The organism is Vibrio atypicus (assembly GCF_009811315.1).
In the GTDB taxonomy this organism is placed as follows: Bacteria; Pseudomonadota; Gammaproteobacteria; order Enterobacterales; family Vibrionaceae; genus Vibrio; species Vibrio atypicus.
Map to the genome: position 1 here is coordinate 124,154 of NZ_BLID01000004.1, position 12,497 is coordinate 136,650.

At 43.3% G+C, this 12,497-nt stretch carries 10 protein-coding genes; 2 read left to right on the forward strand and 8 right to left on the reverse strand.

The window, feature by feature from the left end:
• Positions 1-470: 470 nt before the first annotated feature.
• A complete protein-coding gene (locus tag GVO60_RS10120; RefSeq protein ID WP_225874920.1) occupies positions 471-3,797 on the reverse strand; it encodes a helix-turn-helix domain-containing protein in 3,327 nt (1,108 codons plus the stop codon).
• 232 nt (positions 3,798-4,029) lie between these two features.
• Complete coding sequence (gene znuA, locus GVO60_RS10125; protein ID WP_159653543.1) at positions 4,030-4,905, reverse strand: zinc ABC transporter substrate-binding protein ZnuA; 876 nt, start codon at positions 4,903-4,905, stop codon at positions 4,030-4,032.
• A gap of 77 nt (positions 4,906-4,982) precedes the next feature.
• Here znuA and znuC point away from each other — a divergent pair, with 77 nt between their 5' ends.
• Together znuC and znuB are read left to right on the forward strand one after the other, a co-directional pair.
• Positions 4,983-5,768, forward strand: a complete 786-nt coding sequence (gene znuC / locus GVO60_RS10130) for a zinc ABC transporter ATP-binding protein ZnuC (RefSeq protein ID WP_159653545.1) — start codon at positions 4,983-4,985, stop codon at positions 5,766-5,768.
• Entirely contained in the window at positions 5,761-6,546 is a 786-nt protein-coding gene (gene znuB / locus GVO60_RS10135; protein WP_159653547.1) for a zinc ABC transporter permease subunit ZnuB, read from the forward strand. The genes znuC and znuB overlap by 8 nt, the downstream gene beginning before the upstream one ends.
• Positions 6,547-6,630: 84 nt before the next feature.
• Here the strand turns inward: znuB and purF are convergent, their stop codons facing one another.
• The 6 genes from purF to truA form a co-directional block, all read right to left on the reverse strand.
• The gene (purF, locus tag GVO60_RS10140; protein ID WP_159653549.1) at positions 6,631-8,145 is read right to left on the reverse strand and encodes an amidophosphoribosyltransferase; all 1,515 of its coding nucleotides are present in this window, start codon (positions 8,143-8,145) and stop codon (positions 6,631-6,633) included.
• 35 nt (positions 8,146-8,180) lie between these two features.
• A complete protein-coding gene (locus tag GVO60_RS10145) occupies positions 8,181-8,672 on the reverse strand; it encodes a CvpA family protein (RefSeq protein WP_159653551.1) in 492 nt (163 codons plus the stop codon).
• A 63-nt stretch (positions 8,673-8,735) separates the two neighbouring features.
• A complete protein-coding gene (locus GVO60_RS10150) occupies positions 8,736-9,287 on the reverse strand; it encodes an SPOR domain-containing protein (protein ID WP_159653553.1) in 552 nt (183 codons plus the stop codon).
• Positions 9,288-10,553, reverse strand: a complete 1,266-nt coding sequence (folC, locus tag GVO60_RS10155) for a bifunctional tetrahydrofolate synthase/dihydrofolate synthase (RefSeq protein ID WP_159653555.1) — start codon at positions 10,551-10,553, stop codon at positions 9,288-9,290. It lies immediately after the preceding gene.
• 45 nt (positions 10,554-10,598) lie between these two features.
• On the reverse strand, positions 10,599-11,525 hold the full coding sequence (gene accD, locus GVO60_RS10160) for an acetyl-CoA carboxylase, carboxyltransferase subunit beta (RefSeq protein ID WP_159653557.1): 927 nt from the start codon (positions 11,523-11,525) through the stop codon (positions 10,599-10,601).
• Between the two features lie 177 nt (positions 11,526-11,702).
• Positions 11,703-12,497, reverse strand: a complete 795-nt coding sequence (truA, locus tag GVO60_RS10165; protein ID WP_159653559.1) for a tRNA pseudouridine(38-40) synthase TruA — start codon at positions 12,495-12,497, stop codon at positions 11,703-11,705.

The following is a 12,497-nucleotide window of genomic DNA, read 5'->3' on the forward strand; positions in this document are numbered from 1 at the left end:
TAACATTCAAACTAAACAAAAAAGAAGATAATTAACAATGAGTTATGAATTCTGTCGTTTTTCTTATGTAATACTGGCGTTAATTTTATAAGTAAAATAAGCTCACTCAATTATAGTTATTCACGTCGACAGGGAACTCCCTAAGACATTGAATTCCAGAGGTGGCGCATCAGCGTCACTCCGGCAGCAAGCGAAGGTGTCATTGGCACCCGTGGTATAGTCCCCCCGGCTATACCACGATATTTTTTTTCTTATCTCCCTTAAATCGTTCCTAACTCCTTTTGAATACCACTCTCAGTTCAACTTAGCCAAGCACTCTATTTATCTCTATCACTTCACTTCTACTCATAGCTAAAGCTGCTTATGATTGAAGCTAGTCTCACGCTTTCTGACAAACAAAAAATGCGCCAACTAGTGACGCATCTTAAATAGAATCCATTTTTCAGCGAGCTACGATTTAACCCGACTCGTTAGCTTTCATGCTCTTCCACAAACTGGCTAGGAGGTACCCCAAAACGATGCTTAAATCGTTGGCTAAAGTAAGAGGGATCATTGAAACCACACTCAAATGCCACATCCGACACTTTCTCTCCGGCCAATAATCGGCGACATGCATTATCTAATCGCACCTCTGTTAAGTACTCCGTAAAGGTTTTCTCGATTGAACTCTTTACTCTTCTCTGTAAGCTACGCTCCGATACAAATAGCTTCTTAGCCGCAGTCGATGTACCAAATTCTGGATCGGAGTAGTTTTCTTCAACCAACCCTTTTACTTTATCTAACCAAGGATCTTCAACGACATCAGCTAAGCACTCATCAGCAGGAGAAACATCTATGATCGACTCTTCATCAAATGAGTCACTACCCTGCCACAGCATTTCAAAGAGATTTCGCTCTTCAGATGTATGTATCTTCGTTGTCCCGCCACTTAGCTCTACCAGAGTCGAAATAGTCTGAAGCACCGAAGAGTGGTTATAGCCATCTAGCCCATCCCCTTGATCCATGACCGACAAGATCACTTGATCATCGTCATTTCGAATAGAGAAAACCACCGTTTGATTTCGATAACAACGCTTAGTAATACTATCAAGAAGTAAATTGAGTAATTCATCCAGATTAAAAGTTGTTAAGCTGACATAGCTTTCTTGCTCACTTTCTTGGACAAAATCGACATGAATACCTGCTTTATGTAACTCCTCTTCCCAGCCATTTAATACTGACTGTAAAATCAGGTTAAGATTATAAACAGGTCGTGCTTCTCCATCTGTGGTACGCACATGTAGCAATAGATCTAACTCTTCAGACAGATAGCGACGCATCTTCTGACTAGATGCATTCTGCTCACACAATTGCGAGACAGCTAAACCATTTAATCGTTCTTTCATCGCTTCAATGGATTGATTAACAATCAAACGTCGAATATGTAGCTGCTTTCTGAGTTGCTGATTATTGCTAAGCAGGATTCGACTTTGGTGACGCAATTGGTTCGTTTTTAATGCGACTTGAGCCTTCAATTGTCGGTTAACCTTAGTCATTATTCTTGAGCGCCAATAGACTACAGACGCGATAACCAGTACGAGTAACACCAGGTAGGTCAACAATGCATAAGTTGTCATAAACCATGGTTTAGCTACACGAAAAACGAACTGACTGCTTTGACCTCGTTCACTCTCGTTTAGTACAGCACGCACTTCAAAATGATATTCCCCTGGCATCAAGTGCTCAATATTTAGGGTATAACCATCAAGAAGTTGCCACTCGTCGTTGTTCAATCGGTATTCTAGATTGACCTTATTCACCTGTGGCAACACACCAAATTGAAATGAGATCGACTCGCCATAATCCAGTTCTACGCCCTCATCTGTAAGATCCCCCAAAGAGCGCAAGTCTTGATTTACTTTCACCTGTCCGATAATCACCTTAATGTCAGGTAAACGGCTAACCACTAACTCGTGAGTATTGACTTTAATTAAGCTTGAATTAGCCCCAAGCAAAAGTGTTCGCTCACTATCGGTACTATAACTACATAACCCAGGGGAAAACTCATTGCTTATAAGACCAAAAGGTTCGCCGTAGTGCTTAAGGAGTTGGCCTTTAGTCGAGTAACGAGAAAGGCCCGATGAAGACGTCAGCCAAATACCATCTTGGTTTTTAATCAGACACTTAGGTGTGATATGGCCATCAAGTAAGGGGATCGGTTTTACGTGGCCACTAAAAAGATCAAATTGATACAAGCCGTAACGACTAGCAACCCAGATTTCACTTTCGGTTGCTTGAACAATGTTAATCACGAGACCAAAAGGCACGCTTTCTCCAATAAAATGTACCTGGCCATCTCGCATTACATAGACACCGTGTTCGGTCCCCAATACCAAATGCCCTTGAGAGGTGACGATCATTTGTGTCAGTTGCGCTGGTAGATATTTTTCTATCATCCATTCAGCGCCATATTGCGTGAGTTTTTTAGACGTTAAATGGTAGCTCCAGAGTCGAGAATCACTCGCCCCCCAAATCACGCCATGCTGGTCTAGCTCGATAAAACGAATAGGATCTGATTTTAAGAACAACGGTAGCTTATCATCAGCAATGATCTCACCTGTCACCGCATTGATACACTTAATGCCTTCATCAGTAGCAAGCCAAACGACACCATCTCGCTCAACCAAATCATAGACTGTGCCTCGATAAACTAAATTTCGGGTACTGACTTTAGTTAAGCTGATACTGTAAAGCCCGGAGTCGCCAATAACCCAATACCCTTCACTATGTTGCATGCGCGTAAAGAATCCGGATTTGTTAACATTGGTATCCGATGCGAGCAGCCGCTCTGAGAATCGTTGAAACTTATGCGAAAATAGAGAGAAATACCTAACCCCTCTATCGGTTGCAATCCAAATGCCGCCGGAATGGTCATTTAAAAGAGAATATATTTTACTTTGGCTGATCACGTTATCGTTCAAACCGGAAGAGGTAAGACGCTTCGTTTCTCCGGTTAAAAATGAGTACACAATCAACCCTTTCTCGGTACCAATCCAGTACTCTTGGCTCGTTTCAGTAATACTTAAAACATGAGAGCCCCGAATTTTCTTCAGAGGTTTTTGAGGATTTTGGATATCAAAAATCAATGCGCCTCGCAGAGAACCGATGATGAGTTCGCGGCGCTTATCCGAAAAGTAGAGTTTCTCTACATAGTTCTTTCCTGAGCTAGTCACATGCTCAAAGTTTTTCTTATTAGATAAATAAACCCCAGCGTTCGTCGCTAAAACCCACTTAGAAAAAATATATTTGGCGTCATTTATCTGTATCGAAGAAGATTGGCTGAATTGATAGAGTGAAAGCAGAGAAAAAGTATTGAAATCTCCACTATCAATATCATATGTATAAAAACTGGTGTCATCTGCTAGCCAAATAAAACGCTTAGATGCACCAATTCGTTTAATTTCCGTACCTGGTTTAAGACTGAATATCAGTTCCCGTTCTTCATTGGGTACAGTTCGGTAAATCTCATTCTGAAAAAAAGACCAAAATGCATTATCAAGAAACGCAACCTGATCAACATCATGCTCGAGTGCAGATCCTGTTGTCGGCATGATGTCTTGTCCGTCAAAAAAGAGTATTTGATTGCGAACATCTTGAAGCCAAACGCCACCACCATCAGCCAGAAACAATTGTTTGGCAGCAAAAACTTTACCCTGAGCTTGGGTAGGCAATGGATAAAAAACTGTAGATGTTGGCTCTGCAGCCTTCGCTACACTCGCAATACATAAAGAAATGACTATCCAAAAGGCTCTTATCACCAAATATGTCCCTAACAGCAAACTAATTAATTATTACAATGCCTTAGCTTCCTGAGCGTTCAAGTGCCAAGTATCTATTATTTTGTAAAGATAATTATCTTAGAATATGGAGATTTAGCAAGCCAGTCTGAGACATTACGCTGACTTTTGTAGCGAATTCGCCAGTCGTTACGTGAATGTTGTGTAAAGGTGTTGAAAAAGGGAGCATTCGCTCCCTTTTATACGTTAGCTATTAATCTTTTAAGCAAGATTCATAACTATCCGCAAGTTGCTGACGAAACAGAAAATAGGAACCAGGCTCAACCGTTATTTCAGTTCCCAATGGATCGAGCACACCAACTTTCGCGCTACTACCACGTACAACCGATTCAACAACGGCAGGTGTAAACTGAGGCTCAGAAAAAACGCATTTAGCCTTCTTGCTAGCAAGCGCCTTACGAATCTTAATCAAAGTTTTAGCACCAGGCTTACGATCTGGACTTACCGTAAAGTGACCTAAATGATTGAGATCGAAATCACTTTCAAAATAGCCATAAGCATCGTGAAAGACGTAGTAGCCCTTATCTTTAATTGGTTCTAATTGCTGACTTAGAGACTCTTGCTGCTCTGCGAATTTAAGAAGAAATGCCGCTAAATTCTTTTGATAATCTTGAGTATGCTCTGGATCGATTTTGACCAACTTATTAGTGATCGCTTCGGCGACTTGCTGAGTCGTTTTGTAGCCCAACCAAAAATGCGGATCGTGACTACCATGATCGTGACCATGATGATCTTCGTGACTGCCCGAATACTCTCGTAGTTCCAATCCTTCAATATGACTCAACGTAAGTACGTTTGATTGATCTCGTAAGATTTTACTTAAAAATGGCTCAAGATCAGGACCGAACCAGACAACCAGATTTGCATTGCGAATTCTCTTCACATCCGACGGTTTTAACGCGTAATCATGAGGAGATGCATTTGACGCTAACAGTACATCGGGTTCTGATACACCTTGAGTTAATTCAGTGGTGATCAGCTGAATTGGTTTAATACTGGTCAATACGCTACTGGCGTGAACAGACATCGTAGCAGCCGCTGCCACAATAAGAGTGATAATTCGTTTCATAAAGGAATAGCTATCTAGTCTAACAAGTGGTTAAATGTTACATTATAACATTAAGCAATTGCAAATGAGTGCTATTCATGTCGACATTGGTCGAGCTCACTGATATCTGCGTTCAATTTGACGAACGTAAAGTATTAGACAGAGTCTCCTTACAACTTAAACGTGGTGAGATCACCACCCTTATTGGCCCAAATGGGGCGGGTAAGTCAACTTTAGTTAAGGTTTTGCTTGGCTTACAAAAAAGTTTCTCGGGAAAAGTAAGCCGAACTAAAAACCTGAAAATAGGTTATGTTCCGCAAAGACTAAAACTTAATGATTCTTTGCCATTGAATGTCGATCGTTTTTTACGTCTATCAGACAGCTATAGCCAACAAGAAATTGCTGAAGCATTAAAACTTGTCGGTGCAGAACACTTGCAACTCGCCAATATGCATTCACTCTCCGGTGGAGAAAACCAGCGGGTACTATTAGCAAGAGCACTACTGAAACGCCCTGATCTATTGGTTCTGGATGAGCCAGCTCAAGGTGTTGATGTGCAAGGGCAAATCGATCTCTATGACTTAATTGATACGATTCGTCACCGCTTCAACTGTGCGGTATTTATGGTGTCTCACGACCTACACCTGGTCATGGCAAAAACCGACGATGTGATTTGCTTGCACCACCATATTTGTTGTTCAGGTTCGCCAGCAAGCATTAGCCAACATCCGAGCTATATTGCTTTGTTTGGTCACGGTCATCAGGAAGCGCTGGCTCTGTATAATCACCAACATACTCATCACCATCATGATTTATCAGGTCAACCTGTCTCTGGTGATGCATCTAGCTGCTCTCATCATTCTCATGGGCATCATCATGATTGAGTTTCTGTTACCTTCAATTTTAGCGGGCTTAGGCATTGCCCTCATTTCTGGTCCACTCGGCTCATTTGTTGTTTGGCGCAAGATGGCCTATTTTGGCGATACACTAGCCCATGCATCCTTGATGGGTATCGCTCTAGGCTTTTTGCTTGATGTAAATCTTTATCTAGCGCTAGTCGTTTGCTGCATGGCATTGGCAATTATCCTTGTGACACTTCAAAAACAGCAGCAAGTAGCTACAGATACCCTTTTAGGTATTCTGGCGCATAGTGCTTTATCTCTGGGTCTCGTTGCTGTCAGCTTCCTTGATGATGTGCGAATTGATTTAATGAGCTACTTGTTCGGGGATCTGCTCGCAGTTTCTCCCACAGATCTGGTTTATATCTACGCCGGTGCCGCCGTGGTTTCGGTTATTTTGGCCTTCTTTTGGCGTTCTCTACTTGCGACCACAGTCAGCGAAGATCTCGCAGCCGTCGATGGTCACAATGTCGACTTAATGCGCTTGCTACTGATGTTAATGGTCGGCTTAGTGATTGCGATCGGCATGAAGTTTGTTGGGGCACTGATCATGACATCCTTGCTTATTATTCCGGCCGCAACCGCCCGTCGCTTCGCCAATACGCCGGAAAAAATGGCAGGAATCGCCTCCCTAATCGGTGCATTAGCTGTATTGCTCGGACTTAGCTTATCTTGGCACTTTGATACACCTGCAGGTCCATCTGTGGTTATCAGTGCGGCCGCAATGTTTATGCTCTCACAAGCCGTCAGTCGCCAAAACTAAACAACAATAATCAAACATGAAAAAGGGTTGATACCTTATGGCATCAACCCTTTTTATATACTATTCCATCGGGATTGCTAAAGTTTAAGCACCTTCGTTATGCAATTCTAGATTCGCTAGCTCTTGCTGAATTTCACGTTGTACCTTAGCGTCATCACTACGAAGTGACTCCAAAAACTCTAGATATTTTTGATCGATATCGCCGGTTACGTACTCACCATTGAATACAGCAGTTTCAAACTTCGCAATATCGCGGTTACCTAAACCAACTGCATCAACAAGATCGTCCAATGTTTGGAAAATCAGTTCGTCAGCACCGATTTGCTTACAGATTGCTTCGTTATCACGACCATGAGCGATCAACTCATTCGCACTTGGCATATCAATACCATATACGTTAGGGAAACGAATTTCTGGCGCTGCAGAAACCATAAAGACTTTCTTCGCTCCTGAGTCACGAGCCATCTCTATGATTTGCTCTGAGGTCGTACCGCGAACGATAGAGTCATCCACAAGCAGGACGTTCTTGTCTTTAAACTCTGAGCGGATCGCATTTAGCTTACGACGCACTGATTTCTTACGCTGTTGTTGACCTGGCATGATGAAGGTACGACCAACATAGCGGTTCTTAACAAAACCTTGACGGTAAGGCTTATCAATGGCTTGAGCAATTTGCAGCGCGATATCACATGATGTTTCTGGAATTGGAATGACCACATCGATATCAAGGTGTGCATACTCATCACGGATACGGTCACCAAGCTTTTTACCCATTTCAACACGAGCACTGTAAACCGAAATTTTATCGATGAACGAGTCAGGACGAGCAAAGTAAACAAACTCAAAAATACACGGATTGAGTACTGGGTTATCGGCACACTGTTTCGTGTGTAGTTCACCATCAAATGTCGCATAAATCGCTTCACCTGGTGCAACGTCACGAATGAAATCAAAACCAACGGCATCGAGTGCAACAGATTCTGACGCAACCATGTACTCTGTACGACCTTCTACTTCGCGTTTACCTAGGCATAGAGGGCGAATGCCATGTGGGTCGCGGAAAGCAATCATGCCGTGACCAATGATCATTGCGGTCACAGCGTAAGCACCACGAATTGCACGATGCACGTTTGTTACTGCTCGGAATACATCTTCAGCAGTCACATTGCCTTTCACCGTATCGATCTCATGTGCCAATACATTAAGCAGCACTTCTGAGTCAGAGGTTGTATTTAGGTGGCGGCGATCTTTTTCAAACAACTTCTGACGGATGTCTGCCGCGTTTGTTAAGTTACCGTTGTGAGCGAGTGTAATACCGAATGGAGAGTTTACGTAGAAAGGTTGAGCTTCTGAAGCACTTGAGCTACCTGCTGTAGGGTAACGAACATGGCCAATTCCAACGTCACCTTGCAGTCTTTGCATGTGCTTTGCTTCAAACACATCCTTCACTAAACCGTTCGCCTTACGCAGACGAAAACGATTGCTTTCTATGGTACAAATACCCGCGGCATCTTGGCCACGATGCTGCAAGACCGTCAATGCATCATAGATAGACTGGTTTACAGGCGTTGTGCCCACGATTCCAACAATACCACACATGTCCTAACCCTCGATTTTCGACAATGGCTGACGCGCTAGAGCGCGTCAGATAAGAAACTTGATGTTGCTTGTAAGTGTTCAAAAAACGGTGCAATGATGCGACTGAACTCTGGCACCAATTGCGACCCTTTCCACCACTCTGAGTCTGGAAACGACGTAAACGCATCCATAAAAAATAGTGCAGCAGAAACAATCAACACACCACGTAAACCGCCGAAGACGATCCCTAGTACTCTGTCCGTTCCCGATAAACCTGTTTTCTGCACTAATTGCCCAATGACGTAGTTAACCACGGCACCCACAACTAAAGTAGCAATAAACAGGGCTGCTATCGCGGCGCCATTGCGAATCATTTCATCTTCGATATTGGTAAAGTACACCGCAAGTTTCGCGTAGTACTGACTGGCGATGAAAAAAGCGCCAAACCAAATCACTAATGACAATGCTTCTTTAGCAAAACCACGAACTAAACTGATCAATGCCGATAGGCCGATCACACTCAAAATGACAATATCTAATGGATTCATTCTTTACTTACATCTTAAGTTGGCGCGCATTTTAACAGAAAAAACGCTGACGCAAACGTTTTCTTATGGATTTAGTGGTTTAAATTTGAGCAATTGACCTTTGGAACCGGTAATTTTTTCCAGTTCTATAACTTGTCGCTCAAGTTTACTCTTGGAAACATCAGGACCAATAATTACCCGAGTAAAACTCTTCTCTGGTTTTGTATGTGCTTGATAGCCACGCTTTTGCAAATCCTTAACCAGATTGTTGGCATTGTCGGCATTTTTCAACGCCATCAACTGAATAATCCATGCGCTGTCTTGATATTCGTTACGTTCTGGAATTTCTTTAACCACAACGGGTAGAGAATCCTGCTCTGCGGCTTCTACTTGAGCAGTCGTAGCATCATCGATAACAACCTCAACTGGCGCTTCCGGCAAGCTGGCGCTGTCATCAACAGGGTCTAATACATCAAAGGTTTCCAAATCATCATCCAACTCTGGCTTAATTGGGATACTGGCAATCTCTTCTTTGTAATGTGTTTTCTTCCCGTCGAGGACATCTGGTAAGACAATGACCCCAATAGCGACCAAAATGATGGTCCCTACTAATCGACTTTGAAATTTACTTGCCATTTATGCTCCTTTATTTTGCCAATGCTCTAACACTTCACCTACGGTATGGAAAGAGCCAACAACAAGAATGACATCTTGTGGCGTTGCGTTTGTCATTGCTGCTTCAAAAGCTTCAATTGGCGTTGAATAGCATGCATTAGCTGCTGGTAAATATTGACACAATTCATCTGCGCTCGCCGCTCTAGGGCCAGACAGAGACGCTGGATACCAGTGCGATGCAATCGGAGCCAACGCTTCCAACGTCGCTTTAATGTCTTTGTCATGCAACATAGCAACTACTGTATGAATAGTTTTAGCAGCATATTGCTGCTGCACTCGTCCTACGAGATACTCTGCGGAATGAGGGTTATGGGCGACATCCAATAACACGGTTGGTGATTCACTGATCACTTGCATTCTGCCTGGAAGTTGAGCATTGCGTAAACCATTGACAATATTCACATCGCTAATATCCAGACTCGCAGTCGCCAGCGCCATTAATGCCGTTGCCGCGTTTTGCAGTGGTAAGCCTGGGACTGGCAGGTCCTCAAGATCGTAAGAGCCATGTGTCCACTTCCACATAGAATCAGAAGTTCGCTCATATGAATACTGAATATCGACCTGGAATAGCTCTGCACCAATATCATCAGCGTGAGCGGCGACGGTAGATGGCGCCTTAGGTTGACCACAGATTGCTGGCTTACCACTGCGATAAATGCCAGCTTTTTCAAATCCAATCACGTTGATGTCATCACCCAACCAATCAACATGATCAATTGCAAGACTGGTAATGATTGAAACATCATGATCTACCACGTTGGTCGCATCCAAACGACCACCAAGGCCAACTTCGAGTAACACGATATCGACCTTCTCCGTCTGAAAAAGGCGCAATGCTGCAAGCGTTCCATACTCAAAAAAGCTTAGGCTAATATCACCACGCTGCTTTTCAATGAAATCGAATGCTTCTGAGTGCTTGCTATCATCGAGATCTTGACCATTAATACGGACACGCTCGTTATAGCGAATTAAATGTGGAGAGCTGTAAACGCCTACAGAGTAACCGGCATCGAGCAGGATTGCTTCCATCAAAGCACAAGTGGAACCTTTGCCATTGGTGCCCGCAACAGTAATTACGGTTGACGCTGGTTTAGTGAGGTTGGCGGATTTCGCCACGGCTTGAACACGTTCTAAGCCAAGATCGATGGCAGAAGTGTGGATATTTGTTAAATAATCAAGCCACATCGCTAGTGGAGATGTGGCTTGAGGAATTTGGGTATGACTCATCTAACTGAAACCAAAATAATTGTGGTGGTTTGTTAGTGTCTTACTTTACCCTTTTTCGTCTACTTCTGGTACTTCATAGTTAGCTTCATTTGGAGAATCATTCACAGAAACTACCAAAGGAGACGCTTGATTAGTCATTTTTGCTAATAGGCTACCAATACGTTGACGCATTTCGCGACGATCCACGATCATGTCAATCGCACCGTGATCCAATAAGAACTCACTACGCTGGAAACCTTCAGGAAGATCTTCACGTACCGTTTGCTCAATAACACGACGACCAGCGAAGCCGATCAGTGCTTTTGGTTCACCGATATTAATATCACCTAGCATAGCTAGACTCGCAGAAACACCACCCATTGTTGGGTCTGTCATGACAGAAACAAATGGAAGACCTTTTGCAGATAGACGCTCTAACGCTGCACTGGTTTTCGCCATTTGCATCAATGACATCAATGCTTCTTGCATGCGCGCACCGCCACTGGCAGAGAAACATACAAGACCACAGTTGTTTTCCATTGCCGCTTCAACCGCTCGAACAAAACGAGCTCCAACAACAGAGCCCATTGAACCGCCCATAAAAGAGAATTCAAAAGCACAAGCAACAACAGGTAGGCCAAGTAACTCGCCTTTCATTACAACCAGTGCATCTTTCTCACCGCTGCTTTTCTGTGCTGCAGAAATACGATCTTTGTATTTCTTAGAGTCTTTAAATTTCAGTTTATCTTTTGGTTCTAGCTCATCTGCTAGTTCAACGCGGTTACCTTCATCTAAGAAAGTTTCCAAACGACGACGAGCTTTCATGCGCATGTGATGATCACATTTTGGACATACTTCCAAGTTACGCTCTAGTTCAGCGTGATAAAGCACTTGTTCACATGAAGTACATTTAGTCCAAACACCTTCTGGGATAGAAGCTTTACGTGAACTACCGATATTGCTTTTTTCTAAAATCTTTTCAAGCCAACTCATGGAAGACCTTTTCTCTACTACTCCCACGCAAGGTTGCGAAGGATACAAATTCTGAATTTATGCGTGAGGATTAAAGCATATAAAATGCCAGCTGTGGACAAAAAACTGGTTGTACCTATTTTCTGTACCTAGATCTCACGCGCTAAAGAACTGATAATTTGGACAATTTATCACGATTTAGTTCAAATTGTCTGGCAAAAATAGTGGCCCAATCGGCACTCTTGGCAATTCGAACTCAGTTGGGTAATCGACATCTACCAAGTAAAGCCCTTCTGCTTTAGCGGTTGCTCCCGCTAATTTGCGATCTTTCTCAGCTAAAAGCCATTCTATCCATTGCGGTTCTTTCTCACCGCGACCGACACAAATCAAGCTACCGGTAATATTGCGCACCATGTGATGCACAAATGCATTTGCTTTGATGTCGATCACCACATATTGACCATGTCGCGTCACGTTGAGGTGCATCATGTTGCGCCAAGGGCTGCGAGACTGACAATGCACTGCTCTGAAAGAAGTGAAGTCATTTTCTCCGAGAAGATACTGGCCTGCCTGATGCATTTTCTCGACATCAAGATCACCGTGATAGTGACTGACACCAGAAGATAGAATACCCGGACGTAAAGCACTATTAAAAATGATATAGCGGTAACGACGCGCCGTGGCCGAAAAACGCGCATGAAACTCTTCAGGCACTTCTTTAGCCCAACGGACTGCAATATCACTTGGTAGATTTGCGTTGGCACCCATTGTCCAAGCCACCATTTTTCGATCAGCATTAGTATCAAAATGGACCACTTGACCTGTACCATGAACCCCTGCATCAGTTCGACCTGCACATTGAACTTCTATTGGGTGATTCGCGACAACGCTTAACGCTTTCTCTAGCTTTTCTTGAACGCTCTTTACATCTCTTTGGCGCTGCCAACCATAGTATTGAGTACCATTATATTCGATACCTAACGCTATTCTCAT

Bases quoted from the DNA above. Each gene is read 5' to 3' on its own strand.
- GVO60_RS10150 (WP_159653553.1), bottom strand. From the start codon at position 9,287: ATGGCAAGTAAATTTCAAAGTCGATTAGTAGGGACCATCATTTTGGTC.
- truA (WP_159653559.1), bottom strand. From the start codon at position 12,497: ATGAGAATAGCGTTAGGTATCGAATATAATGGTACTCAATACTATGGT.
- folC (WP_159653555.1), bottom strand. From the start codon at position 10,553: ATGAGTCATACCCAAATTCCTCAAGCCACATCTCCACTAGCGATGTGG.
- znuC (WP_159653545.1), top strand. From the start codon at position 4,983: ATGTCGACATTGGTCGAGCTCACTGATATCTGCGTTCAATTTGACGAA.
- znuA (WP_159653543.1), bottom strand. From the start codon at position 4,905: ATGAAACGAATTATCACTCTTATTGTGGCAGCGGCTGCTACGATGTCT.
- accD (WP_159653557.1), bottom strand. From the start codon at position 11,525: ATGAGTTGGCTTGAAAAGATTTTAGAAAAAAGCAATATCGGTAGTTCA.
- GVO60_RS10145 (WP_159653551.1), bottom strand. From the start codon at position 8,672: ATGAATCCATTAGATATTGTCATTTTGAGTGTGATCGGCCTATCGGCA.
- znuB (WP_159653547.1), top strand. From the start codon at position 5,761: ATGATTGAGTTTCTGTTACCTTCAATTTTAGCGGGCTTAGGCATTGCC.
- purF (WP_159653549.1), bottom strand. From the start codon at position 8,145: ATGTGTGGTATTGTTGGAATCGTGGGCACAACGCCTGTAAACCAGTCT.